This is a genomic window from Kitasatospora sp. GP82, assembly GCF_029892105.1.
Classification (GTDB): Bacteria; Actinomycetota; Actinomycetes; order Streptomycetales; family Streptomycetaceae; genus Kitasatospora.
Window position 1 is genome coordinate 93,123 of the sequence record NZ_JARZAJ010000019.1, and the last position, 24,575, is coordinate 117,697.

19 protein-coding genes and 2 pseudogenes are annotated in these 24,575 nt (G+C 70.9%); 10 read left to right on the forward strand and 11 right to left on the reverse strand.

The features are described 5' to 3' along the window. The first annotated feature begins 17 nt into the window (after window positions 1-17). Together P3T39_RS21455 and P3T39_RS21460 are read left to right on the forward strand one after the other, a co-directional pair. Window positions 18-2,297: a SpoIIE family protein phosphatase gene (locus tag P3T39_RS21455; RefSeq protein WP_280700086.1), complete on the forward strand. Its 2,280-nt coding sequence runs from the start codon at window positions 18-20 to the stop codon at window positions 2,295-2,297. Window positions 2,298-2,516: 219 nt separating this feature from the next. After that, on the forward strand, window positions 2,517-3,821 hold the full coding sequence (locus tag P3T39_RS21460) for an aminotransferase class I/II-fold pyridoxal phosphate-dependent enzyme (RefSeq protein WP_280700087.1): 1,305 nt from the start codon (window positions 2,517-2,519) through the stop codon (window positions 3,819-3,821). Between the two features lie 376 nt (window positions 3,822-4,197). On the opposite strand, the gene P3T39_RS21470 is transcribed toward P3T39_RS21460, so the two are convergent. From P3T39_RS21470 to P3T39_RS21485, 4 genes are all read right to left on the reverse strand, one after another. Next, the gene (locus P3T39_RS21470; protein WP_280700088.1) at window positions 4,198-5,058 is read right to left on the reverse strand and encodes a geranyl diphosphate 2-C-methyltransferase; all 861 of its coding nucleotides are present in this window, start codon (window positions 5,056-5,058) and stop codon (window positions 4,198-4,200) included. 5 nt (window positions 5,059-5,063) lie between these two features. Then, window positions 5,064-6,164, reverse strand: coding sequence for a family 2 encapsulin nanocompartment cargo protein terpene cyclase (locus P3T39_RS21475; protein WP_280700089.1), 1,101 nt, complete (start codon window positions 6,162-6,164; stop codon window positions 5,064-5,066). A gap of 21 nt (window positions 6,165-6,185) precedes the next feature. Then, window positions 6,186-7,601: a family 2B encapsulin nanocompartment shell protein gene (locus P3T39_RS21480; protein ID WP_280700090.1), complete on the reverse strand. Its 1,416-nt coding sequence runs from the start codon at window positions 7,599-7,601 to the stop codon at window positions 6,186-6,188. Between the two features lie 734 nt (window positions 7,602-8,335). Further along, window positions 8,336-8,917: a TetR/AcrR family transcriptional regulator C-terminal domain-containing protein gene (locus P3T39_RS21485; RefSeq protein ID WP_280700091.1), complete on the reverse strand. Its 582-nt coding sequence runs from the start codon at window positions 8,915-8,917 to the stop codon at window positions 8,336-8,338. A 310-nt stretch (window positions 8,918-9,227) separates the two neighbouring features. Between P3T39_RS21485 and P3T39_RS21490 the strand changes: the two genes are divergently transcribed. Then, window positions 9,228-9,464, forward strand: coding sequence for a hypothetical protein (locus tag P3T39_RS21490; protein ID WP_280700092.1), 237 nt, complete (start codon window positions 9,228-9,230; stop codon window positions 9,462-9,464). Window positions 9,465-9,500: 36 nt separating this feature from the next. Continuing rightward, window positions 9,501-10,115: an HAD family acid phosphatase gene (locus tag P3T39_RS21495; RefSeq protein WP_280700093.1), complete on the forward strand. Its 615-nt coding sequence runs from the start codon at window positions 9,501-9,503 to the stop codon at window positions 10,113-10,115. Window positions 10,116-10,387: 272 nt separating this feature from the next. Here the strand turns inward: P3T39_RS21495 and P3T39_RS21500 are convergent, their stop codons facing one another. Beyond that, the gene (locus P3T39_RS21500; protein WP_280700094.1) at window positions 10,388-10,747 is read right to left on the reverse strand and encodes a hypothetical protein; all 360 of its coding nucleotides are present in this window, start codon (window positions 10,745-10,747) and stop codon (window positions 10,388-10,390) included. A gap of 1,105 nt (window positions 10,748-11,852) precedes the next feature. Here P3T39_RS21500 and P3T39_RS21505 point away from each other — a divergent pair. After that, window positions 11,853-12,350: a CAP domain-containing protein gene (locus P3T39_RS21505; protein ID WP_280700095.1), complete on the forward strand. Its 498-nt coding sequence runs from the start codon at window positions 11,853-11,855 to the stop codon at window positions 12,348-12,350. A 215-nt stretch (window positions 12,351-12,565) separates the two neighbouring features. On the opposite strand, the pseudogene P3T39_RS21510 reads toward P3T39_RS21505, so the two are convergent. Further along, window positions 12,566-12,970 (reverse strand): annotated as a pseudogene (locus P3T39_RS21510) (transposase); the annotation flags it as partial. 335 nt (window positions 12,971-13,305) lie between these two features. Between P3T39_RS21510 and P3T39_RS21515 the strand changes: the two are divergent. Further along, window positions 13,306-13,809, forward strand: coding sequence for a hypothetical protein (locus tag P3T39_RS21515; protein WP_280700096.1), 504 nt, complete (start codon window positions 13,306-13,308; stop codon window positions 13,807-13,809). Between the two features lie 31 nt (window positions 13,810-13,840). Then, window positions 13,841-14,215: an HPP family protein gene (locus P3T39_RS21520; protein WP_348534367.1), complete on the forward strand. Its 375-nt coding sequence runs from the start codon at window positions 13,841-13,843 to the stop codon at window positions 14,213-14,215. A gap of 23 nt (window positions 14,216-14,238) precedes the next feature. On the opposite strand, the gene P3T39_RS21525 is transcribed toward P3T39_RS21520, so the two are convergent. From P3T39_RS21525 to P3T39_RS21545, 5 genes are read right to left on the reverse strand one after another with little or no spacing between them, the layout of a single operon-like run. Beyond that, a complete protein-coding gene (locus P3T39_RS21525) occupies window positions 14,239-15,591 on the reverse strand; it encodes a nitrate/nitrite transporter (protein ID WP_280700098.1) in 1,353 nt (450 codons plus the stop codon). Continuing rightward, window positions 15,591-15,956 carry a nitrite reductase small subunit NirD gene (gene nirD, locus P3T39_RS21530; RefSeq protein WP_280700099.1) on the reverse strand — a complete coding sequence of 122 codons (366 nt, stop codon included), beginning with the start codon at window positions 15,954-15,956 and terminating at the stop codon, window positions 15,591-15,593. The genes P3T39_RS21525 and nirD overlap by 1 nt, the downstream gene beginning before the upstream one ends. Further along, window positions 15,953-18,496, reverse strand: a complete 2,544-nt coding sequence (nirB, locus tag P3T39_RS21535; protein WP_280700100.1) for a nitrite reductase large subunit NirB — start codon at window positions 18,494-18,496, stop codon at window positions 15,953-15,955. The genes nirD and nirB overlap by 4 nt, the downstream gene beginning before the upstream one ends. Before the next feature lie 28 nt (window positions 18,497-18,524). After that, entirely contained in the window at window positions 18,525-19,718 is a 1,194-nt protein-coding gene (locus tag P3T39_RS21540; RefSeq protein WP_280700101.1) for an FAD-dependent oxidoreductase, read from the reverse strand. Continuing rightward, on the reverse strand, window positions 19,715-21,793 hold the full coding sequence (locus tag P3T39_RS21545; RefSeq protein ID WP_280700102.1) for a molybdopterin oxidoreductase family protein: 2,079 nt from the start codon (window positions 21,791-21,793) through the stop codon (window positions 19,715-19,717). The genes P3T39_RS21540 and P3T39_RS21545 overlap by 4 nt, the downstream gene beginning before the upstream one ends. Window positions 21,794-21,986: 193 nt before the next feature. Between P3T39_RS21545 and P3T39_RS21550 the strand changes: the two genes are divergently transcribed. The 3 genes and pseudogenes from P3T39_RS21550 to P3T39_RS21560 form a co-directional block, all read left to right on the forward strand. Then, window positions 21,987-22,217 carry a hypothetical protein gene (locus P3T39_RS21550; protein WP_280700103.1) on the forward strand — a complete coding sequence of 77 codons (231 nt, stop codon included), beginning with the start codon at window positions 21,987-21,989 and terminating at the stop codon, window positions 22,215-22,217. Further along, entirely contained in the window at window positions 22,214-23,026 is an 813-nt protein-coding gene (locus P3T39_RS21555) for a sirohydrochlorin chelatase (RefSeq protein ID WP_280700104.1), read from the forward strand. The genes P3T39_RS21550 and P3T39_RS21555 overlap by 4 nt, the downstream gene beginning before the upstream one ends. Window positions 23,027-23,138: 112 nt before the next feature. Beyond that, a pseudogene (locus P3T39_RS21560) lies at window positions 23,139-24,254 on the forward strand (reductase); the annotation flags it as partial. Window positions 24,255-24,575 lie beyond the last annotated feature (321 nt).

Here is a 24,575-nt window from a genome sequence, read left to right on the forward strand (position 1 = left end):
CGCGAACGGAAACGCCGATGACCCCTGCCGAATCCCCGGGCGCGAGAGAGCTCGCCGCCGCGGTCCAGAGGCTCCAGGACGAACTGACCCGACTCCGTTCCGTCCTGGCCGCCCGACCACTGCTCGACATCGCCACCGGCATGCTGGCGGAACGCCTCGGCTGCCCGCCCGCCGACGCCGCCGCGCAGCTCCTCACCCTCGCCGGGCAGGCCCACGTCGGTGCGGCGGAGTTCGCCACGGAGATCGTCGGCGAGTCGGCCGAGACACGCGTCCCCGCGGGGCCCGGACCGCCCGGCTTCCGCCCCGAGTCCACCGCCGCTCAACTGAGCAACGACGCCCAGCCGATGAACGACGCCCAGACTGCCGCCGACGCAGTGCTCGACCAGGCCGGGAACCTGTTCGGCGCGACCGGCGTGCTGATCTGGGCCGTGGAACCGGGAGGGGGGCTGGCCCTCGCGGGTGCGGCAGGCTTCTCCGCAGCGCAGCGCAGCGCCTGGCGCCACATTCCGCCGGGCGTCCCCACCCCAGCCCAGCACGTCGCCCGGTCGGGCGAGGAATTCGGGCCCCGCGACAGCTCAGACCCCAGCCTCGGACAGGCGGACGCCCCCTGGCGGGCGGCTCTCCCGATCCGTCGCCGTGCCCGCCTGCTCGGCGTGCTGGAACTGGCCTGGCCCGACCGCCCTGCCGAACTGCCCGGCTCCGCACGCCGTCAGCTCCGCGCACTCGCCGAGATCTGCGCGCTCAGCCTGCCCGACCTGCCCGGCCGGGAAACCGAGGGCACCTCGCCATCACCCGTATCGGTCCTCGATGCCGTTCTGGACCCGGCGGTGCTACTCGAACCCCTCCTCGGGTCGGAAGACGTGGTTGCCGACTTCCGGATCCTGCGCGTGAACAGCCGGTTCCTCGACCCCGTCGGCCGGCCCGCGCACAGCCTGGAGGGCCGCACCCTGATCGAGGCCTACCCCCTCGCCTGCGCCGACGGACTGCTGGAGCGACTGCGGCGCGTCCACTCCACCGGTGAGGCGATCCGGGGCGAGAAGCTTCGGCTCACCTTTCTGGTCGGTGACCTGCCACAGCCGACCGCGCTGGAAATCGCCGCCGCCCGCTTCGACAGCAAGCTGATCCTCTGCTGGCGCTCCGAGGAATCCGACGCCTGGCAGGCCATGCTGCTGGAGAACGCCCAACGGCTGGCCCGCCTGGGCGGTTTCGAGGAGGACCTGGTCACCGGCACCATCCGCTGGAACGCGCGGCTCCGCGAGTTGCACGGCCTCCCGGCGGATGCCGCCCCCACACCCTTCGCCGCTCTCCCCGCCCACGTCCACCCGGACGACGAGCAGGCCGTCAGACGGCTGGTCCGCAGCGTCCTGCGGCAGCGGAAGGAGGCCTCCGCGGCCTTCCGGCTGATCCGGCCCAGCGGCCTGACACCCCGGTACATCCGGGTGGTCGCTGAGCCGGTCATCGACACCAACGGGCGGCTGGTCGCCGTTCGCGGCGCGTACCAGGACGTCTCCGCCCACCACTGGACGGAGATCGCGCTCGCCGCGACCCGCGAGCGGCTCGCGGACACCGAACAGCAGGCCGCCGAACGGCACCGGCTCGCACTCCGCCTCCAGCAGGCCATCATGCCGCCCGAACCACCGCCGCTGGACGTCGCCGGACTCAGCGTCGCGGTGCGCTACCGGCCCGCCGCCCAGGAGGAGCGCGTCGGGGGCGACTGGTACGACGCGGTGCTGTTGCCCGACCGCACCGCTCTGCTGGTCGTGGGCGACATGGCGGGGCACGGCGTGGAAGCCGCCACCGGCATGGTCTCGCTGCGCAACGCCCTGCGCGGTCTCGCGGTGACCGGTGCCGGCCCGGCCCGGCTGCTCGCCTGGCTCAACCTTGCAGCAGGCGAGCTCACCGACCCTGCCACCGCCACCGCCATCTGCGCTCGCTACGACCCGGACAGCCGAGAACTGTGCTGGGCCAGGGCCGGCCACCTGCCGCCGCTGCTGGTCCGGGCCGGCCAGGCCAGGCTGCTGCCGATGCCGCACGGCGTGCTGATCGGTGCCGATCCCGACTCCCACTATGAGGAGGACAGTCTCCGTCTGGAGCCCGGTGATGTCCTGCTGCTGTACACCGACGGATTGATCGAACGCCGGGACCGGTCCGTCGAGGACTCACTGCACCAGCTGGTGGACGACCTCGGACAGCCCTCCGAGGACCTCGACCGCTTCCTCGACCACCTGCTCGACCGGTCCACAGCGGACACCGACGACGACACCTGCCTGATCGCGGTCAGAGTGGCCGACAACTGACGGCCAACCGGGGAATGGAACCGATCTGCCGGGTGGCCGCACTGAAAAGGCCACCACAGCCCTGGGAGTCGACCGTGCGGCGTTGCGGGGAGGCGGGTGGGCGTATTCGGCGGTGGCAGGAGGGAGAGCTCCGCCGGCAGCTCGACTCCGCGTAACCTCCGCGGACGTACGGCGTTTGTCCCATAGTCCGACCGACTTATGGTCTGAGGGGAAGCCGCCATGGCCACTGTGCCGTACCAGAGTTCTGCCGACACCGCCGAGAGGCTGATCGCCGAGGCGATGAGGCAGGGCACCAGCCATCTGACGACGGGGCTCGACGCGCCACCGGGCACCTACCTGCGGATCGGGGGCAGGGATCTGGTCAACTTCGGTACCTGCGGTTATCTCTCCCTCGAACAGGACGAGCGGATCGGGCGTGGAGCCGTTGACGCGATCGAGCGCTTCGGCGTTCAGTTCTCGGTCTCACGGTCGTACGTGGCTTCCGGCCTGAACCTCGAACTCGAGGCACTGCTACGGGAGATCTACGCAGATCACCCCGTGCTCGTGTACTCCTCGACGTCGCTGTGCCACATCTCCGTGCTGCCGGCGCTGCTCGAGGCCGGCGACAGCGCCGTGCTGGACCAGCAAGTCCACTTCAGTGTCCAGACGGCCGCCCAACTCGTGCGGCAGCAGGGGGTTCAGCTCGCGATGGTGCGGCACGGCGACCTGGACGCGCTCGAGCGGAGGCTCCGGCGCTCGCAGGCCACCGGCGAGAGGGTCTGGTACCTGATCGACGGCGTGTACTCGATGTTCGGTGACGTCGCGCCGATCGAGGACCTCGCCCGGCTGATGGAGGCGTACCCCTCGCTGCACCTCTACGTCGACGATGCGCATGGCATGAGCTGGTACGGGCGGCACGGTGCGGGCTACGTCTTCGAGAAGCTCGGCCGACGCCTGAGCGAGCGCGTGGTGCTCATCACGACACTCGCCAAGGGTTTCGGGACCATCGGCGGCGTCGCCGTGTTTCCCACCGAGCAGCTGTCCGGCAGGGTCCAGATCAACGGGGGACCGCTGATGTACTCGCACCCGCTGCCACCCCCGATGCTGGGTGCGGCGATCGCCTCGGCGCGGATCCATCTCTCCGACCGCATCGAAGCCCTGCAGGCGGAACTGGCGGAGCGCCGGGAGTACTGCAACGAGCTCCTCGTCGCCTCCGGCCTGCCCGTCGTCTCCGACCCCCGGACACCGATCTACTTCATCGCACTCGGCGAGCCCGAGGTGAGTTACAGCATGGTGCGGCGCATTCTCGACGAGGGGTTCTATGTGAACCAGTCGTCCTTCCCCGTCGTTCCCCTCAAGAAGTCGGGCCTGCGCTTCACCCTCACCCGGCATGTCGACCGCCATCACATCCGGGGACTGGTCGAGGCCGTGGCACGCCACTTCCCACAGGCTCTCCAGGAAGCCGGCCGCACGACGGCCGACGTCCGGGCCGCCTTCGGGCGTATGCTGCCCGAGGCCGGTGCGGAACCGGCCCGGACGGGTTGATCGGCTGTCAGGGAAGCAGGACGGATCGACGTCCGCAGGTCAGGCGGCGTGTGCGTATTCATGGAGGAGGCCGCCGGGTCGGTCGGTTCGGCGTACGTCGAGGCGAGGGATTCACTCCGGGTTGTCGATTGGCTTGGGAAGGGCGCAGAGGGGTCGGGCGTTCGCGATGCCCTGGTGCGGCCTGTGCTCGTTGTAGAACCTCTCGAACTTGCGCAGCGCGTGCAGGAGCAGCGATCTCCGCGCCGGCCGGCGGCCTCGGCTCCTTCGGAGCCTGTCACATCCGGGTGAGAGCGCTTCAGGTCCTGCGGCGGCCCCGAGCCGGAGCCCAGGCCGCCGCCCCGCCGGATGTCAGCAGTCGGAGCTCAGCAGCCGGGTCTCACACCTTGTCGGCTGCGATCATCAGATAGTGGAAGCTGCCCTCCTTGTAGGCGGTGAGGAACGCGGACTCGATGCCGCTTGCCACGGCTGCCTTCGCGCGTAGTTCCCAGTACGGGATGGTGGCGGCGGTCAGGTCGACCACACTGATCGGGACCAGGTCGTTCGCCGACATCGCCGCGAAGTAGTCGCTGCGGGGGTGGATGTCGCAGATGTAGTGCGCGTCGATCTGGCTGACGGCCCTGGACGGCTGGCGGCCGTGGACGTCGTTGTAGCACCCGGTGATCGTGACGTACCGGCCACCGGGTTGCAGGACGCGGGAGTGCTCCGCGAATAGTTTGTGCAGGTCCACGTACATGGTGCTCTCGTTGTTCCAGATGGCCCGGAACGCCGCGTCGGGGAAGTCGTTGTGGAGCATGTTGCGGAAGTGGAAGGCCACCTTGCCGGCCACCCCTCGCTCTTCGGCCTGGTCGTTGGCGAACTTCACCTGCTCCTCGGATATGGAGATGCCGTCCACCTGGCAGCCGAACCGGAGGTTGGCCATGAAGCTGGTGCCGCCCCGGCCGGAGCCGGCGTCCAGGATCCGGTCCTCCGGTCCGAGGTCACCGAGCTGGCTCAGGAGGTAGTCGGCCTGGTTGCCCTCCAGCCGGTGCAGCTCCTTGACGATCCGCTCCTCGCGGGTGCCTTCGTCGCCTTCGAGCACGGACCAGTCGACGTCGCCGATGCCGTAGTGGTGGTGGTACGTGCCGTCCACCTCCCCGAGACGCATGTTGACCGGGTCCTTCTCCTTGTTCCAGTAATCGGCCACGGACCGCTGGTACTTGGTGGTCAGGACCTGAGTGGCGGTATCGAGCACAGTCATTGCTGTCATCCTTGTGTCTGGTTGTAACGGGGACTGCTGGCGTGCCACTCCTTGTTGCCGCCGAGCCATGCCCACAGGGCTCCCAGGTAGCGGGTCAGCACCGGATCGCCGGTGAGGCCGAGGGCGGCCGCGGAGGCTTCGAAGGAGTGCATGAGTTCGTTGTGGATGTCGGCGGCCCGCTGGATCGCCTCGGCGAGGGAACAGCCGTCCTCCGCCGCGATCACGGTCGGCAGGTTGTATTCGATGCCTTGGGCGCTGCTTTCCTTGTGCATCGAGTAGATGTCGTTGAGCAGGACGGACGCGAGTGCGGCCTGCAGGGTCGCCCGCCGTACGTCGGGGCGACCGTAGACGCCGGCGGGGAGTTCGTACCCGCCGATGGCGTCGACCAGGGCCATGCACGGCAGGAAGCTGTTCATCTGACGGTTCGCCAGGTACTCCCACACGGACGGCGGTCTGCCCCCGATACGCCACCCCGCTTCGGCGTCCATCCCGAGGAACAGACCCGCGATCTCCTGCCGGAGCCGGTTGAGCTGGGCCCCGCTGGCGTACGCGGAGAGGTCCTCCACCGAGCGGCGGAGCGCGTTCCACACGGGCTGCCGGCGCATGGCGCGTTCGTAGGCCTCGTGGTGGCGGCGAGGCAGTTTGGCCGGGTCGATCGCCGACTGGGCGAGCATCAACTGCGGCCCGAGTCGCTCCGGATGGTCGCCGGTGGCGGCCTCGTCGCAGAAGTAGTCGTCGACGGCGAACTCCGCCGCCATGCAGCGGGCCGCGGCCAGCAGCCGGTCGGGATCGTCGGTGTCGGGGTGGGTCAGCATCAGCAGCCGCCCGTAGTCGGCCCGTCGGAACTTCTCCAACTGGTCGGCGTATATGCCTACTTGATCGGCCCAGCGGACGAGGCGGTCGTTGACCTCGTTGGCCAGGGCGGGGTCGTCGCGGACGTGGGGCGGGCAGTGCAGCTCGGGGATGGTGCGGCCGCGCGTCGCAGGGTCGGACGCCGGGGTGCGCGGCCGCAGTATCTCGGCGACACGTGCGGCCGAGGTGCCCAGTCCGGTCGGGCCGGTGGGGATCGGCCGAGCCGCCGCAGCGGCGGTTTCGAAGGCTGCCATCGGTTCTCCTGGGGTGTCGGGTCAGGACCGCGGGGCAGCGATGTCGACGTTCTCCAGGATGCCGACGGCGTCCTGGACCAGGATCGCCACCGAGTAGTAGGCGGTGACCAGATACCGCATGATCGCCTTGTCGTCGATGCCCATGAAGCGGACGTTCAGGCTGGGCTCGTACTCGTCCGGGATGCCGCTCTGGTGCAGCCCGATGACGCCCTGGTCCTGCTCACCGGTGCGCACCGCGACGATCGAGGAGACGTGCCCGTCCGTGACGGGGATCTTGCCGCACGGGAAGATCGGCACACCTCGCCAGGCTGGGACCCGGTGGCCCCCGACGTCGGTGCTGTCCGGGTGGATGCCACGTTTGGTGCACTCGCGGAAGAACGCCGAGATCGCCTTGGGATGGGCAAGGAACAGGTCGGTACCCCGACGCATCGACAGGAGGTCGTCCATGTCGTCCGGAGTCGGCGGCCCGGACCAGGTGTTGATCCGCTGGTCGTAGTCGGCGTTGTGGAGCAGCCCGAACTCCCGGTTGTTCAGCAGCTCCCACTCCTGGCGTTCGCGGATCTCCTCGACCGTCAGCCGGAGCTGCTGCTCCAGCTGGTTCATCGGGTCGTTGTAGAGGTCGGCGACTCGTGAATGCATCCGGAGCACCGTCTGCGTCAGCGACAGCTCGTATTCGCGGGGCGCCAGGTCGTAGTCAACGAAGGATCCGGGAATCTCGGCTTCGCCCTCGTGGCCCGCGGCGACCGCGACTTCCACCTCGCCCTTGGAATTGACCTTCCGGGAACTGTTGGCGAGGAACTTGTCGATGTGCTCGCGCAGGTCTTCGGAGCGGTTGAACAGCTCGAGGAAGGAACCCCAGGGGAGCACCATCATGGTTCCGGCGGTGGCAGCCTTGACGGTGGCGGTCCATCGTGGCTCGCTCTGGAGCAGGGCTTCGTCCCCCAGGTGGTCGCCGTCGGCCAGGACACCCAGGGCTTTCCCCTCATCGCCGTACTTGCCGGTGCTGATCCGCTCGATCCGGCCGTGCGCGACGATGAAGACCTCCTCGACGGGACGGCCTTTCTCGGCGATGATCTCGCCGCTGCGGAAATCGCGCGTAGTGAACCGACCTGCCAATTCGGCAAGGAGAGCGTCGTCGCCGAAACCCCGTAATGCCGGAATTTCACGCAGCGTCTCGGGAATGATCCGCACATCGTCCGCCCCGGCCTGGACGAAGCCGACCCGTCCCCGGCCGACGGCCAGCGAGAGCCGGCGGTTGACCCGGTACGTACCGCCGGACACCTGCACCCACGGGAGCTGGCGCAGCAGCCAACGTGAGGTGATGCCGCGCATCTGCGGAGCAGACTTGGTGGTCGTTGCCAGGTTCCGTGCGCCGGCGGTACTCAAGCTGAGCTGGATACGTTCCCGGGCGGAGTCGGTGTCCGCTTCTGTCGTCATCAAGGCTCTCCCATGGAAAGTAGGAAGGAATGGCCATGCCACATTCCTCCTCGTGCCTTTTCGGAACGCCGCGAGGCGCAGGAATCGGTAATGAAGAGGGCTGCAGGGGAAAGGATCGCGGCAGTTTCCGCAAATCCGGATAAGCGCTCTCGATCAGCAGTGCCAGACGTTAGCAAGATCGGACGACACTGAACATCAGTACGAATTTAATCGGCCGACTTCTCCCTGCTGGATCAAGTGGGTGCCGAATGATCATCCGGCCTGGTCAGGTCGCACGGCGGTACTCGTAGTGGGTGCCGCCGAGTCGATCCGGACCTGCGGCCGGTCGGGTTGTACGCCCTGCGGTGCGGTACATCCGACGGGCCTGGTGGGAGCCGCTGCTCGTTGTGCATGGGGGCCGGTGCTCGTCGTACACGGCCTCGGACTCGCGTCGCGCCGGGAGAGGATGGTGCTGGCCGGATCAGGACGCGCTCGGGTGGCTCTCGGCAGTTGGTCCCGTATCCTGCCCCGCTTCCGGGGAGACCCTCACCGGCTCGGGTCCGTCGCGTCCGGCCCGAAGCCGGTGTCGACCAGCAGCTGGTCGCCGTCGGCCTCCGGGTGCACGCGGGCTTGGCCGTATCTGATCAAGCGCATGCGGCCCGCGATGTCGGCAACAGCCGGGCTGCCCGGCCCGTTTCGGGTTTCGGCTCGTTGCTGACCGGCGCGCTCGCGATGGCGCCGAAGTGGCCGGTGCGTCAGCCGTCGTGACGGATCCGAAGGCTGTTCAGGGTTTCCTGGAAGCCGCGGATCAAGGTGGACAGGCCGGTTTCGAAGGCCAGCTCGCTGAAGTCGGGCGGGGCGTTCAGGAGGGGCTCCAGGCCCGGCGGAAGGTTCTCGGTCGGCAGCGACGCCTTGCGCGGTATGCCGAAGTCGAGGGCTGCGCCGGCGAGGAAGTACTCGATGCACTGGACGATTGGGACCAGGTGCTCCTCCGGCCAGCCGGCCTCGCGCAGCACGGCGAAGGCGTTGGCGTAGCCCTGGAGTGCCGTGACGGACCGCGTCGGCCGCGTCACCAGTAGCGGCACCATGTTCGGGTGGGCGGCGAACGCGGCGCGGTAGGAGTGCGCCCAGCTGTCCAGCGCGGCCGTCCACGGGCGGATGCTCGGGTCGAGCTCCATCTCGGCGACGATGAGATCGCAGATCCCGTCGATGATCTCGTCGCGGCCCGAGACGTAGTTGTAGAGCGACGGGCCCTTGACGCCCAGTCGAGCCGCGATCCGGGTGGTCGAGAGCGCGGTGGCGCCCTCCTCGTCGACCAGTGCGAGAGCGGCTTGCACGATCCCATCCCGGGTCAGCAGTGGCCGTGACGGCCTGCCCATCTGTTCGTCCTCTCGCCTGCTGCTTGTGTCACCCCCCGGTGTTGGGCCGTGAATGCGGATTAGTGTACGTTCTCGCCCAGGCAAAACTACTGGCTCTAGTTTTAGGGGGCGCCTGGTGGATTGCGCCTCGTGTCGCCCCTGTGGCACCAGACGCGGCTTCGAAGGGCAACTTGCCTTCGCAGTCCCGGCCGACGGCGGACTTCGGCCACCTCCCGTGTGATCCCCCTCGACTTGCCGGAAGCCGCCCGGGTCCTTCCTGTGGTGGACCTTGCCGACGCCGATAGCCGCGGTGCAGGGTTCGGTCAGCGTCGACGGCAGCGGCGGCAGACCGAGCATCGACGGCAGCGGCGGGCTCGACGTGGACGGGGCCGTGATGGCGAGGATCGCCATCCTCGGCACCCCGCTGTTCGAGAAGGACCTGCCGTTGAAGATCTACCACAACGAATGGCCCATCGTGGCCGGTTCGTACCGCAACGCGACCCCGAGTGCCGCACCGACGAACTGACTGACGATCCATCAGACGAAAGGCCGAGTCCCAGATATGAGCATCAAGGCAAAGCTCGTTGCCGCTGCGGCCCTGACGGCCGCGATCACCGCCGGTCTCGCCACCCCCGCGGTCGCGGCCCCGGCACACCCGGCGGCCGCCGCCGTCGCGGCGAGCAGCAGCACGGTCACCGAGGCGCAGTGGCTGGCCGACGTGAGCACCGCGATCGCGCCGGCCCGCGGGTACATCGAGCAGCGCACGGCCGAGCCCACGGACCGGAAGCTCGCGATCGTGTTCGACATCGACAACACCACCCTCGCGACGCACTTCCACCCGTTCGCGATGCCGGGCATCGCACCGGTCGTGCAACTGGCGCAGTACGCCCACTCGCGCGGGGTCGCGCTCATCTTCGTCACCGCGCGACCGGACTTCATCGAGCTGGCCACTCGGATCAGCCTGGCCAAGGCGGGCTACACCGTGGACGGGCTGTACGGGCGTGACCTGCACGATCTCTTCGAGCCGGTGCAGCAGTTCAAGACGGATGAGCGGATCGAGGTGGAGCGCCAGGGCTACACGATCATCGCCAGCATCGGCAACAACTGGACCGACCTGGGCGGCGGTCACGCCGAGCGGACCTTCAAGCTGCCGGACTACAACGGCCTGCTCTCCTGAGACAGCCCTACTGGGGTGAATTCACGCCCGCCCGGGGCCGGCACAACGGCCGGGCCCCGGGCGGGCTCCAGGCGGACGTGGCAGGTTGCCAGGCGTTCGCGGTCGCGTGCTGCTCGGAGAAGTCGAGCGAGGCCGGCTGCACACCGTGCACCAGCCCTGCGGGGTCCTTGAGCGGGGTGAGGTGGACGATCCAGGCGTGAGGGTAGGCCTCTCCCGGCACCCGCAGGTAGTTCTCGAGGTGCTCGATTCGTCCTGGTCGGGTGCAGGCGCGTCTACGCCTCCTCGGGTCTGCCACCGTAGACGCACAGTGCATAGATCGCCACGATGTCGAGCGCGATGATCACCAGTGACCAGAAGGGGTACGCGGGCACGACCCACATGTGGGCGAACGCGTTGACGGACAGCACGGTCACGCCGAACCAGCGCCCGATCTGGCCGCCCACCAGGACGCCGAGAGCCGCCGCGGCCTGCAGGATCGCGAGTGACAGCAAGGTCCAGCCCCAGGCTCGCAGGTCGCCCAGGACGATGTGAGCCCCGGCGACGAAGACATGCGACCGGTGGATGGCGGCGATGGCGTCGAGGCCGTTGAAGAACGCCAGGATGATCAGCAAGACGGCGGCGAAGGCCACCATGCCGCTGCCATGAGCGTGATGAGAACCCCCGGCGGGCGCCCCGCGCGCATCCGCCGCTGATGAAGCATGAGACACCATGAGAACCACCTCCAAGGAGGTCTCTTCCGTCCACCGTCTCACGCGCGGGGTTTCCCCTCCACCGCAGTGCGGCGCCTCTACCCGGGGGCAGCTCCCGCTCCGACGGCCGCCGGTCGCAGCACGAGGTCGGATCAGAACGGTGATCCCGACGCCGGCCAGCTTCGACCCGAGGACGACAAACAGCACCGCCATCACGGCCGTGCTGTGCAGCCCAGTCTTCCAGTCGGCGAGCGTGCTCCTCGCCCGCTCGCCCATACACGGGAGGACTCCCAGCGGCACCCGAAGGCCAAGGGACGCGATGATGCCCGGACGCCCGCAGCCTGACAGGCCGTCGGCCCGACCGCGTCTTCGCATTCCGAGGTGAGTCTTCTTCGGCTCCGTCCCTGCAGAAGCCACCCGCCCCGCCGAGGCATCTGCCTTGCCCGCGCACACGGTGACAAGCACCGTGTAGCTGGCAATCATTCAGGCACGGCAGGCCCACCCTGGTAGACGTTCACCCCTGGGCACGGCAACTGTCCACCCTGGGCGCCGTCTCTTTGACCAGGAGATCCGCGCCCTCGGGCATTAGACTGAAGTCGCAAGCAGCTCATGAAGGGCGAGGCTTATGCGCTGCAGAGTCGCTCTCCCCGTACCCGGCCTGCCGCTCTCCGCCTTCCTGGTCGTGCTGCCCGCTGCCGCGGCGGAGGTGCCCAGAACTCGCGCCTCGACGACCACGTCGGCGTCCGTGTCATCGGCGGCGCCGAATGTCTGCCTCCCAGCGGCCTGAACCTCACCACTGCTCAGAACAGCGGCAGCCAGTATCTTGTGGCCTGCCGCCGAGGGCTGGTCACCGGACGGGGCAGAGTCTTCGCGACGGCAAGTCCCGCGTGGAGTCGCCGCCTCGCCCGTGGCCTCCTCAACACAGCGCGGAAGCGCAGGATCGCGGCGAGCGATACCTTCTGGCCCACGGGCCCGCGTTTCGCACGTCACATGCGCTGAACTACTCCGCGTCCAAGTCCACCCACGCTGGATGAACGAAGGAAATGTCATGCGCGCCACAACTCATCACCGGATACGCGGCGTGTGCGCTGCCGCGTGCGCGCTCCCTCTGCTGGTACTCGCCGGTGCAGCCGGCGCGAGCGCCGCCCCTGCCGGACCCACCTTCGTGCAGCAGGGCTCCGCCGGGGAGATCCTGTCCCTGGAGAACGCTGCACGAGCCCAGGCCGGCTGCCCGGCGCTGAGCGAGAACGGGCAACTCGCCCAGGCTGCTCAGGCTCACAGCACGGACATGGCCACCAAGGGCTACTTCGGGCACCAGGGCTCTGACGGATCCGATGTGAGAGCTCGGATCGCACGCACGGGCTTCAGCCCCAACAGCCCGTCCGAGGAGAACATCTCCAGCGGCTACCCCACCGCGCAGGCCACCTTCGACGGTTGGATGAACAGTGCTCCCCACAAGGCCGCCATCCTGAAGTGCAGCTGGACGCAGACCGGTATCGCCAGTGCCCAGCCCGGCAACCTCTGGACCCAGGTCTTCGCAGCCTGACCGGTCGGGCCGGTTCGCGATCGGTGCCTGTCCAGCAGGTCGCTCGGAGGTTCTGACGGATCCTTCGCCAGGGCCTCTGTCAGACACGGCCCGCCCGTCGGCGGCCGGGCCCGAAACCGGGGCCCGGCTCGCCGCCGAAGTCCCTTCGAAGCCGCTCACTCGCGTTCCCGCCGGGTCTGTACAGCCAGCCAGCGGTGTAACTCGTGTGGTGTGAGTTACCGGCGGCCGATGGAGAGTCGGCCGTCGAAGGCGATGTCGAAGGCCTGTAGTGCGGGCTTCCAGCGCATGGTCCAGCGTTTGCGGTCGGCACCAGTGGGGTCCAGGCTCATGACGGCCATGTAGATGCACTTCAGCGCCGCCGCCTCGTTCGGGAAGTGCCCGCGGGCGCGGACGGCCTTGCGTATGCGCGCGTTGACCGACTCGATGGCGTTGGTCGTGCAGACGACCCGGCGAATCTCCGTGTCGAACTGCAGGAACGGCAGGAACTCGGCCCAGGCGTTCTCCCAAAGCCGAACGATCGCCGGGTACTTGACGCCCCACTCCTCCTGGAACTCCAGGAACCGGTCCTCCGCGGCCTTCGCGGTCGGCGCGGTGTAGATCGGCTTGAGGGTCCGGGAGAGGAGGGCGTCATCGGGCCTGCCCCCGCTGCGGCCACCGGTGGCTGGACGACTACACCGTCCACCACCACCACCACCGCAGCGGCGCTCTGGAGCGCGTCTGCTACCACTGCCACGGTCTGCGGGTGCTCTCCCCGTACGACACCTCCGGTGCACCGCACTGCCCCGGATGCTCACGTCCGGACGTCGTCGGACGTCTGGTCGCCACCTCCGGTGCCGAGATCGGTGGGGCGTGTCAGGAAGTTCAGCTCACGGACGGCGAAGATCGCCGACTGGCTGCCGCGGGGCACAATGACGACACCCCGAGGAGATCACGACAACGTGGGACGAGGACCGAGATGACACCCTTCACCAGCACGGCGCGCCTGCTGGCAGACCTCGCCGAACGCGTCGCCGAGGCCGGTCCGGAGGAACGTGGCGCACTGTGGCGGCTCACCGAGCCCGCGCGGCAACTCGACGCCAACCTGATCCGCGTACCGGCCGGTGCCGTTGTGGACGAGCACCAGGAGAACGACCTGGACGTGCTCCTGCTCGTCGTCGCGGGCGGCGGGACGTTGCTCGGCGGAGCGCAGCCGCTGCCGCTCGAGGTCGGCGCCCTGATCTGGCTGCCGCGCGCCGCCCGGCGCGGACTGCGTGCCGGACCTGAGGGGCTGGTCTGTCTCACCGTCCATCGACGCCGTCCCGGCCTGGCCGTCCAGGGCACCCGAGACATCGGGCCTGTGGCGGAGGGTGGTGAGGCCGCCTGCCAGCTCCACCGGATCTGCCCCGCCTGCGGCGCCGTGCCCGACGGAGTCGCCCCCGCCTACTGCAGCCGCTGCGGTGAGCGGTTGGCGACGGACTGACCGGCGGGCCCGGCAGCCGCCGCGGACACTGGTGCCGCCGGCCAGGCCGGGACGACGCCCGGGGCCGGGCGCTGGCTATGACCGGCCGAGGACTGCGTTGGCGCAGCCACGCAGCGTGATCGGCGGCCACCTGCTCTCGGCCGCCGTCGGCTACCTCGTCCTGGCGGGCTGCGGCAGCTCCACCTGGGCCGCCGTGCTGGCCGGCGGCATCGCGGCGGGCGCAATGATGGTCACCAGGACCCCGTACTCGCCGGCCGCGGCCACCGCGTTCATCGTCGTCCCGCAGTCTCGCGCCCCGCTGCGTCTCCTCGCGCTGTTGACCTCCGCGACTGTGGTTCTGGTCGCGGCCGGCGTCGTAGCGGGCCGTCCCGCCCGCGCGACCCGCTACCCCGCCTACTGGTGGTAGCGCGGCCACTGAGCGGGGTCGGCTCACACCCCGGCCGGCCGACGAGGCGACGCCCGCAGGTAGACGACCCAGGTCAGCAGCAGGCAGAACCCGTAGTAGCCGAGGAAGGCGAGGTAGGCGCCGTCGCCGTTGTGCGAGCTGAGGAAGGACTGGCGGAAGGCGATGTTGACCAGCACGCCACCGAAGGCGCCGATCGCGCCGGCCAGGCCGATCAGGGCCGAGGCGCGGCGGCGCGAGCGCTGCTCGGCAAGGGCCTGGTCCGCGCCGGCGGCCACCTCGGCCTGTGCCTTGGCCCGGAAGATCGCCGGGATCATCTTGTAGGTCGAGCCGTTGCCCAGGCCGCTGAGCACGAAGAGCGTGGTGAAGCCGGCCAGGAACAGGCCCAGCGAGTGCAGCCGGGAGGCCTCCAACACCGTGCCGGCGCCGGCTGCCATCGCGGCGAAGGTCCAGCAGGTCACCCGGGCGCCGCCGAACCGGTCGGCCAGCAGCCCGCCGAGAGGGCGGATCAGCGAGCCGAGCAGCGGGCCGAGGAAGGTCAGGTAGGCGGCCTTCACCGCAGTGTCGAACTGCTGGTGGAACTGCACCTGGAGGACCTGCCCGAAGGCGAAGCCGAAGCCGATGAACGAACCGAAGGTGCCGATGTAGAGCGCCGAGATCACCCAGGTGTGCGGCTCCCGGGCCACCTCGCGCATCGCCCCCCGGTCGTTGCGGAGCGCACCGAGGTTGTCCATCCGCAGCGCGGCGCCGAGCGCCGCCAGGATGACGAGCGGCAGGTAGACCAGCGGCAGCAGCCGCGGGTGGGCCGCGCCTGCGGTGGCCAGCACCAGCAGTCCGAGCAGCTGCACGACCGGGACGCCCAGGTTGCCGCCGCCGGCGTTGATGCCGAGGGCCCAGCCCTTGAGGCGTTGCGGGTAGAAGGCGTTGATGTTGGCCATCGAGGAGGCGAAGTTGCCGCCGCCCACCCCGGCCACCGAGGCCACCAGCAGCAGCGTGCCGTACGAGACCCCGGGCCTGAGCACGATCCCGGCCAGCACGGTCGGCACGAGCAGCAGCAGCGCGCTGAAGACCGTCCAGTTGCGTCCGCCGAACCGGGCCACCGCGAAGGTGTACGGGATCCGCAGCACCGCGCCGAGCGCGGTGGGCAGCGCGGTGAGTGTGAACTTCCCTGCGGCGTCGATGTGGTACGCGGGCCCGAGGAAGAGCACCAGCACCGACCACAGGCTCCAGACCGAGAAGCCGATGTGTTCGGAGAGCACCGAGAAGACCAGGTTGCGCCGGGCGATTCGGGCGCCGGCCCGCTCCCAGAAGTCGGTGTCCTCGGGCTGCCACTCGTCGATCCGGCGCGCGACGTGTCCGGCGGTGGCGACAGCGGTCATCAGCACACCGCCATGTCGTCCGAAGCGACCCGGACCGGCCGGACCCGCAGGTCAGCCGAGGACCCGTCCGGCGCGCTCTCCTCGTCCAGGCAGCGCCCGGTGCGCAGGTCGAAGGTCTGCTTGAGCATCGGTGAGACCACCACCGGGATGTCGCCGCGACTGCCGGTCAGCCCGCGCGACATGACGTAGGCGCCGCTGAACGGGTCACGGTTGTCCAGCGCGTACACCTCGTCGGTACGGGTGCGGAAGACGGCCGCCTGGGTGCCGTCCGGGAGCAGGACGGCCACGCCTCGGCCGGGGATCAGGTCGTCGAACTCGCAGACCCGGGTCCAGTTCCGGCCGTCGTCGATCTGTACTGCGTTCATCGGCTGCGCACCTCCAGGTTGGGGCTGATCAGGACGCGGCCGTCCTCGTCGGGACGGGCGGGGCGGATCTGGTCGCGCTCCGGAACGAAGCGCACGGTGGGGTCGGGGGTCCCCGGGGCGTTGGCGAAGGAGACGAAGCGGCGCAGCCGCTCGGGGTCGGCCAGGGTGGCCGCCCACTCGTCCTGGTAGGTCTCGACGTGGCGGGCCATCAGCTCGTCCAGTTCGGCGCAGATGCCGAGCGAGTCGTCCATGACGACCGCGCGCAGGTGGTCCAGGCCGCCCTCCAGGCGGTCCAGCCACGGCGCGGTGCGCTCCAGGCGGTCGGCGGTGCGGATGTAGAACATCAGGAACCGGTCGATCGTGCGGATCAGCGTTTCGTGGTCCAGGTCGGTTGCCAGCAGGTCGGCGTGACGCGGCGTCATGCCGCCGTTGCCGCCCACGTAGAGGTTCCAGCCCTCGGCGGTGGCGATCACGCCGAAGTCCTTGCTCTGCGCCTCGGCGCACTCGCGCGCGCAGCCGGAGACCGCGGACTTGAGTTTGTGCGGCGCCCGCAGGCCCCGGTAGCGCAGCTCCAGTTCGATCGCCAGCGCCACCGAGTCCTGCACGCCGTAGCGGCACCAGGCCTGCCCGACACAGGACTTGACGGTGCGCAGTGCCTTGCCGTACGCATGGCCGGACTCGAAGCCGGCATCCACCAGGCGACGCCAGATCCCCGGCAGCTGGTCCACGGTGGCGCCGAACAGGTCGACCCGCTGACCGCCGGTGATCTTGGTGTAGAGGCCGTAGTCGCGGGCGATCTCGCCGATGGTGATCAGGCCCCCGGCGGTGATCTCGCCGCCGGGGATCCGCGGTACCACCGAGTAGGAGCCGTTGCGCTGCAGGTTGGCCAGGAAGTGGTCGTTGGTGTCCTGCAGTGCGGCCTGCTCGCCGTCCAGCACATGCCCGTTGCCCAGGCTGGCCAGGATCGAGGCGACGGTCGGCTTGCAGATGTCGCAGCCCTCGCCGGTGCCGTGCTCGTCGATCAGCCGGGAGAAGCCCGTGATGCCCTTGACGCGGACGATCTCGTAGAGCTCCGCGCGGGTGTGGGTGAAGTGCTCGCACAGTCCGCGGGACACCTCGATCCCGCCGGCCGCCAGCTCCTCGTCCACGATCGAGCTCAGCAGCTTGACGCAACTGCCGCAGCCGGTACCGGCCTTGGTGCACTTCTTGACCTCGGGGACGGTCCGCATGCCCTGCTCCGAGACCGCCGCCGTGATGGTGCCCTTGGTGACGTTGTGGCAGGAGCAGACCACCGCCTCGTCCGGCAGCACCAGCGGGCCGTGCGTGTCGGCGTCGGCCGGGACCAGCAGGTGCTCGGCCGGCCCGGGAAGCTGTGCCTTGCTGATGGCCAGCGGGCGGAGCGTGGCGTAGGAGTCGGCATCACCGACCAGGACGCCGCCGAGCAGCCGGCCGTCCGAGCTGACCACCAGCTTCTTGTACACCCCCGCCCGGCTGTTGGCGTAGAGCACCTCCAGGGCACCCTCGGTGGTGCCCATCGCGTCGCCGAAGCTGGCCACGTCCACGCCCAGCAGCTTGAGCTTGGTGGAAGTGTCGGCTCCGGTGAACTCGGCGCTGGAGCCGGTCAGTTCGCGGGCCACCGTGTCGGCCATCGCATAGCCGGGGGCTACCAGTCCGTAGACCCGGCCGTCCACCGCGAGCGCGCACTCGCCGATCGCCCAGATGTGCTCGTCCTCCGTGCGGCAGTGCTCGTCCACCACGATGCCGCCGCGCTCGCCCACAGGCAGGCCGCAGTCGCGGGCCAGCTGGTCGCGGGGGCGCACGCCCGCCGAGAAGACCACCAGGTCGACGGCGAGCTCCGAGCCGTCGGACAGCGCCATGGCGCGGACGCTGCCGTCCTCGCCCGCCTCGATCCGCTGGGTGCCGGCGCCGGTGTGCACCTGGACTCCGAGGTCCTCGATCTTGCGGCGCAGCACCGCGCCGCCGCCGTCGTCCACCTGAAGTGCCATCAACCGCGGTGCGAACTCGACCACGTGGGTCTCCAGGCCCATCGCGCGCAGCGCGCCGGCCGCCTCCAGGCCGAGCAGGCCGCCGCCGACGACCGCGCCCGTACGCGCCGACCCGGCACTGGATTTGATCGCCTCCAGGTCCTCGATGGTCCGGTAGACGTGGCAGCCCGCGCTGTCGTGGCCCGGCACCGGCGGCACGAACGGGTAGGAGCCGGTGGCCAGCACCAGGGCGTCGTAGCGCAGTTCGGTGCCGGAGCGGGTGGTGACCGTGCGGGCCGCCCGGTCGATCGCGGTGGCCGGATCGCCCAGACGCAGGTCGATGCCGTGCTCGGAGAGGAAGCCGGGCGGGCAGAGGGAGAGCTCCTCGGCGGTGGTGCCGGAGAACCAGGAGGTCAGGTGCACCCGGTCGTAGGCGGGGCGTGGCTCTTCAGTGAGCACGGTCACGCGCCACTTGTCCGGCTGTTCGAACAGGGCTTCCAGGAAACGCTGTCCGACCATGCCATGGCCGATCAGCAGCAGTTCCTTGACGGTCACTTGCGGCTCCTCGCAGGTCATCAGGTGGTCAGGATCGGGTGGTAAGGAGGGAGAGCGGGTCTGCGGGCAGCGGGTCGTCCCGCTCGTACGCCCGGGTCAGGGCGCCGACCGTGGCCAGGTCGCCCAGCAGGATGCCGCCGACCAGCCGGTCACCGCGCAGCACCAGCTTCTTGTAGGAGCCCCGGGTCGGATCGGCCAGCCGTAGCACGTCGGTCCCCGGGAGGCCTTCGCCGACCTCGCCGAAGGCCGCGTACTCCAGTGGTCCGGCCGACAGCCGGGCCAGCGGGCGGGAGCCGGTGTAGTGGGCCTCGGGGTCCGCGCCGGCCAGCCGGGCAGCCAGCAGATCCGCCTGCTCCCAGGCAGGGCCGGACAACCCGTGGACGGTGCCGCGGTGTTCGGCGCAGTCGCCGATCGCGTGGACGTCCGGTGCGGAGGTCGCGAGCCGATCGTCGATCACAATGCCGTCGCGGACGGTGAGACCGGCGGCGTGGGCCAGGGCGGTGCGCGGGCGGACCCCGCAGGCGAGCACCACCAGGTCGGTGTCCAGCAGGTAGCCGCTGGCGAGTTCGACGCCGGTGACGCGATCACCGCCGTGCAGGGCGCGGGCCCGGTTGCCCGGGTAGCTGACCACGCCCAGTTCGGCCAAGCCGCCCCGCAGTGCCCGGCCGGCCTCCTCGTCGAGATGACGGTCAATCAGATACGGTGCCTGGTGGACGATTTCGACCAGCAGGCCGAGCGCAGCCAGGGCCCGGGCGGCGCTCACTCCGAGCACCCCGCCGCCGATCACCACAGCACGCTCGGCGCCGCCGGCGTCCTCGGCGAGCCGGGCGCAGTCGGCCAGGGTGCGGAAGGCGTGCACGCCGGCCTTGAGGCCGTCCGGGCCGTGCAGCCCGCGCAGCGCGGGCAGTACCGGGTTGGCGCCGGTGGCCAGCACCAGCTGGTCGTAGCCGGCCGACTCGCCTGTGGCCAGGTGCAGTTCGCCGCGCACGACGTCCAGGCCGAGGACCTCGCCACCCGTGCGCAGCGTGACCTGCGGTCCGTACGGCAGCGCGATGGCCTCCGGGTCGTACCGTCCGGCCAGCACGTCTGCCAGCAGCACCCGGTTGTAGGGGCCGCGCGGCTCGGCGCCGTAGAGCGTCAGCTCCGCCTCGCCACCGAGCGCCCGGTACTGCTGGGCGAACCGGGCGCCCGCCATTCCGGCGCCCACCACCGCGATCCTCATCGCACTCGCTCCACTCGCACGGCGCAGACCTTGAACTCGGGCATCCGGGACGTCGGGTCCAGGGCCGGGTTGGTCAACGAGTTGGCCCGGCCCGCGCCGCCCCAGTGGAAGGGCATGAAGACGGTGTCGGGCCGGACGGTGTCGGTCACCCGGGCGGGCGCGACGGCCCGGCCGCGCCGGCTGGTCACCGCCAGCGACTGGCCCTCGGCCACCCCGAGCCGCTCGGCCAGCTGCGGGTGCAGCTCGACGAACGGGCCGGGCGCGGCCCGGTTCAGCTCCGGCACCCGCCGGGTCTGCGCACCGCTCTGGTACTGCGCCAGCACCCGACCCGTCGTCAGGTAGAGCGGGTACTCGGCGTCCGGCTCCTCGGCGGCCGGGCGGTAGGAGACCGGGACGAAGCGGGCCCGGCCGTCCGGGGTGGCGAAGCGGTCCAGGAAGAGCCGAGGGGTGCCCGGGTGCGCCCCGGTCGGGCAGGGCCAGAAGACGCCGTCCTCGGCGCGGATCCGGTCGTAGCTGATACCCGCGTAGTCGGCCTGCCCTCCGGCCGAGGCGCGGCGCAGCTCCTCGAAGACCTCCTCGGGGTCCGCCGGGAACCCCTTCGGGGTGCCGAGCCGCGCGGCCAGCCCGTGCAGGACGGCCAGGTCGGTGCGCACCCCCTCGGGCGCGCTCAGCGCGGCCTGCCGCAGGATCACCCGGCCTTCGAGGTTGGTCAGCGTCCCGGTCTCCTCCGCCCACTGCGCGGCGGGCAGCACCACGTCGGCCAGCTGCGCGGTCTCCGAGAGGACCACGTCGCTCACCGCGAGGAAGTCCAGCGCACGCAGCCGCTCGGTGACGTGTGCGGCGCGCGGGGCGGAGACCACCGGGTTGGAGCCCATCAGCAGCATCGCGCGGGCGCCGCCCTCGGTGCCCAGGGTGTCGAGCAGCTCGTAGGCCGATCGGCCCGGGCCCGGAAGGCCGGCCTCGTCGACCCCCCAGACCCTGGCGATGTGTGCGCGGGCAGCCGGGTCCACGATCGAGCGGTAGCCGGGCAGTTGGTCGGCCTTCTGGCCGTGCTCGCGCCCGCCCTGGCCGTTGCCCTGACCGGTCAGGCAGCCGTAGCCGGAGCCTTCGCGGCCCGCCTTCCCCAGCGCCAGGCACAGGTTGATCCAGGCGCCGACGGTGTCCGTCCCCTTGCTCTGCTGTTCGGGCCCGCGCGCGGTGAGCACGATCGCCTTCTCGGCACCGGCGAACAGGTCCAGGGCGGACCGCAGTTGGGACACCGCGATGCCGGTCAGCCGCTCCACCCGTTCGGGCCAGTGCGCCATCGCGGCGCTGCGGGCCGGCTCGAAGCCGCTGGTGCGCTCGGCGATGAAGTCCGCGTCCAGGCGGCGGTCGGCGATCGCCAGATGCAGCAGGCCCAGGGCGAGCGCCAAGTCGGTGCCGGGGACGGGTTGCAGGTGCAGGTCGGCCTGCTCGGCGGTGCGGGTACGGCGCGGGTCGACCACGATCAGGGTGCCGCCGCGCTCGCGCAGTTCGCGGAAGTAGCGCAGCGCGGGCGGCATCGTCTCGGCCGGGTTGCCGCCGACCAGGATCACGCAGTCGGCCCGCGCGATGTCGGTCAGCGGGAACGGCAGGCCGCGATCCAGGCCGAAGGCGGCCTTGTGCGCGGCGGCGGCCGAGGACATGCAGAACCGGCCGTTGTAGTCGATGTTCGGGGTGCGCAGCACCACCCGGGCGAACTTGCCGAGCAGGTAACCCTTTTCGTTGGTCAGCCCGCCGCCGCCGAAGACCGCGACGGCCTCGCGGCCGTACCGCTCACCGACGGCCTTCAGGCCCGCCGCCACCCGGTCCAGCGCCAGGTCCCAGGAGGCGGCGCGCAGTTCGCCGCCACGCCGCTCGCGCACCAGCGGCGTGGTGAGCCGTAGGCCCGGGTCCAGCAGCGAGGCGGCCGACTGCCCCTTGCCGCAGAGCGCACCCCGGTTGACCGGGAACTCCGGGCGCTCCAGCACCTGCGCCGCCGCGCCGGCGGCGGGCGCTGCCAGGCGCATGCCGCACTGCAGTGAGCAGTACGGGCAGTGGGTGTCGGTCATCGTCATGCCACTGAGCGTGAGCCGTCGCCGTTACGCCGCCGGGTCGCCGCCGTTGCGGCGGAGGTACGGCTCCCTCATCCGGCCGGACCGCCCAAGGTGACCTGGCCGAAATCCTCCGTAACAGCGGACGGCCGCCCGCTTACCGGTGCGTGATCGCCCCGCAACGAGGCCGAAACAGCGCTGGCGGAGCCTGCACGGCATGAACAGCACCCAGCCTTCGGGCCCCCTGCTCGGCTACACCGTCGGGGTCACCGCAGCGCGCCGCCGCGAGGAGCCGGTCCCGCTGCTGCGCCGCGCCCGGGCGGGCACCGAGGCCGACGAGCACGCGGTGGAGGCCGCCATCGCCCGTCTGCGCGGGGCCCTGGGCGCGCAGGCGAGGCCGGTGCGGACGGTACCCGAGGGCGGCTGCAGCCTGGTGGCGGCGGCATGACGACCGGCGCCCGCGCAGACCGGCCGCCCACGCTGCTCGCCGTCGCGCACGGCACCCGCGACCCCGACGGCGCCGCCGCCTACCGGGCGCTGGCCGAAGCCGTTTGCGCTCTGAGGCCCGGACTGCGCGTGGAACTCGCCTACCTCGACCTCCTGCGCCCGTCCCTGGACGAGGCGCTGGCCGGCCTGCACGGACCCGTCGTCCTCGTCCCGCTGCTGCTCGGCACCGGCTACCACGTCCGCGTCGACATCCCGGCCGCACTCGCCGCCACCCCGCACCTGCCCGCGGTCGTAGCCCCCGCGCTCGGCCCCGACCCGCTGCTGGCCGTCGCGCTTGCGGAACGGCTCACCGAGGCCGGCTGGTCCGCCGCGCAGGGCGGCACCGTGGTCCTTGCCGCCGCAGGTTCGACGGACCCGTCGGCCAATGCCGACACCGCGCACATGGCCGAGCTGCTGGCGGGGGAGCTGGGACGACCGGTCATACCGTCCTACCTCTGCGCGAGCACGCCTGCCCCGGCCGAGGCCGTGGCCGCCCTTCACGCAGCCGGGCACCAGCAGGTGGCGGTCGCCCGCTACCTGCTGACCCCCGGCTACTTCGCCCGCCAGGCCGCCCGCACCGACAGCGCGCTGACATCGGCCCCGCTGGGTGCACACGAGGCCATCGCCCGCCTCGTCCTCCAGCGCTACGACCATATGTCCTGCGCCGCTCGGCCGCCCAGGCCCGCGACGGCGGATCCGGCCGGGTACGCCGGTCGGTCGACAGCGGCGCCGGCCGCCGGACCCTCGCTCGCGGCGTCGACGTCGTCGTAGACGAGCAAGCCGTCGCCGCGCAGCCGCACCCCGCGCGTGGGGGCGTGTGAGTCGGCACCGGCCGTCGGGCCGCCCGTCAGGGGCGGGCGGCCCTTGGCCCTCGGCTGGCTATACCAAGGCGTCCCCGTTCGCCACCCTCCTGATCGGCAACCGGCTCCTCAGCCTCCCCGGATCGCAGAAGGAGGTGCGACGGTTCGCCTTCGACACCCGCGGCGGCGAACTCGCCTACGAGGCCGGCGACGCCCTCGGCGTGTGGCCCGCCAACGGCTCCGAACTCGTCGCGGAATGGCTCGCCGTCACCGGCCTCGACCCTGACAAGAGCGTGTCCGTCCCCGACGCGGGCGAGATCCCGCTCGGCGAGGCCCTGCGAACCCGGCTCGACATCGCCCGGATCACCCCCGACCTCCTCAAGTTCGTCGCAGAGCGCACCGGTGACCGCGACCTCAAGCGGCTGCTGCGCCCCGACAACAAGGGCGAGCTCGCGAAGTGGAGCTGGGCCCGGCAGGCCGTGGACGTGGTCGGCGCGTTCCCGGTTCGGGCGTCCGCCGCCGAGTGGGTCGGTGTCCTCAAGCGGCTCCAGCCCCGTCTCTACTCGATCTCCTCCAGCCCGCTCGCCCATCCCGGCGAGGTCCGCCTCACGGTCTCCGTCGTCCGCTACACCAACGACCTCGATCGGGAGCGCAAGGGCGTCTGCTCCACCTACCTCGCCGACTGCGCCGACGACGGCCCGGTGCCCGTGTTCGTCCAGCGCTCCCCGCACTTCCGCCCGCCCGCCGACCCCGCCACCCCGATGATCATGGTGGGGCCCGGCACCGGCGTCGCCCCCTTCATCGGCTTCCTGGAGGACCGCCGGGCCCGCGGCCACACCGGCCCCAACTGGCTGTTCTTCGGCGAGCAGCGCGAGGCGACCGACTTCTACTACCGCGAGGAGCTCGAAGCCTTCCGGTCCTCCGGCCACCTGGACCGCCTCGACCTCGCCTTCTCCCGCGACCAGCGCAACAAGGTCTACGTCCAGGACCGGATGCGCGAGCACGGCCCCCGTCTGTGGCAGTGGCTCCAGGACGGTGCCCACTTCTACGTCTGCGGCGACGCCGCCCGGATGGCCAAGGACGTCGACCTGACCCTGCGTGAGATCGTCGCCGCCCAGGGCGGCCTGGACGACGACGCGGCCGCCGCGTACGTCAAGCAGCTCGCTGCTGACCGGCGCTACGTCCGCGACGTCTACTGAACCGGTGCCCGAGTGGCGGGCCGGTCAGGGCCTCACCGGTGCTGCCGAGGAGGCACAGCAGCACCCGGCGCGCGGGCCGCGGGGCACCCGGCTCGGGCCCCGGCGCCCGGGGAAGCGGGTGCGTTCCCGCTCGTGGGCCGCGTGCGGCCGCGAGTGAAATGTTCGGTCCAGGGCCCCACCACCGAATGTCTCCGGTAGGGTCCTGATCGGTTACCAGTGGGTAGGGGGCGGGATCGCAACCCGCCGCCTCTTCGTCCCGAACCCGTTCTACCGGCCCTTGGTGGGCTGCGGATCAGGGCGCCGTCGACGGCCGGTTGGGTG

Coding starts and splice junctions, on each gene's coding strand:
- P3T39_RS21475 (WP_280700089.1), bottom strand. CDS start 6,164: ATGGCAGCCTTCGAAACCGCCGCTGCGGCGGCTCGGCCGATCCCCACC.
- P3T39_RS21460 (WP_280700087.1), top strand. CDS start 2,517: ATGGCCACTGTGCCGTACCAGAGTTCTGCCGACACCGCCGAGAGGCTG.
- P3T39_RS21470 (WP_280700088.1), bottom strand. CDS start 5,058: ATGACTGTGCTCGATACCGCCACTCAGGTCCTGACCACCAAGTACCAG.
- P3T39_RS21495 (WP_280700093.1), top strand. CDS start 9,501: ATGAGCATCAAGGCAAAGCTCGTTGCCGCTGCGGCCCTGACGGCCGCG.
- P3T39_RS21505 (WP_280700095.1), top strand. CDS start 11,853: ATGCGCGCCACAACTCATCACCGGATACGCGGCGTGTGCGCTGCCGCG.
- P3T39_RS21455 (WP_280700086.1), top strand. CDS start 18: ATGACCCCTGCCGAATCCCCGGGCGCGAGAGAGCTCGCCGCCGCGGTC.
- P3T39_RS21525 (WP_280700098.1), bottom strand. CDS start 15,591: ATGACCGCTGTCGCCACCGCCGGACACGTCGCGCGCCGGATCGACGAG.
- P3T39_RS21540 (WP_280700101.1), bottom strand. CDS start 19,718: ATGAGGATCGCGGTGGTGGGCGCCGGAATGGCGGGCGCCCGGTTCGCC.
- P3T39_RS21545 (WP_280700102.1), bottom strand. CDS start 21,793: ATGACGATGACCGACACCCACTGCCCGTACTGCTCACTGCAGTGCGGC.
- P3T39_RS21555 (WP_280700104.1), top strand. CDS start 22,214: ATGACGACCGGCGCCCGCGCAGACCGGCCGCCCACGCTGCTCGCCGTC.
- P3T39_RS21515 (WP_280700096.1), top strand. CDS start 13,306: ATGACACCCTTCACCAGCACGGCGCGCCTGCTGGCAGACCTCGCCGAA.
- P3T39_RS21550 (WP_280700103.1), top strand. CDS start 21,987: ATGAACAGCACCCAGCCTTCGGGCCCCCTGCTCGGCTACACCGTCGGG.
- P3T39_RS21480 (WP_280700090.1), bottom strand. CDS start 7,601: ATGACGACAGAAGCGGACACCGACTCCGCCCGGGAACGTATCCAGCTC.
- P3T39_RS21500 (WP_280700094.1), bottom strand. CDS start 10,747: ATGGTGGCCTTCGCCGCCGTCTTGCTGATCATCCTGGCGTTCTTCAAC.
- nirD (WP_280700099.1), bottom strand. CDS start 15,956: ATGAACGCAGTACAGATCGACGACGGCCGGAACTGGACCCGGGTCTGC.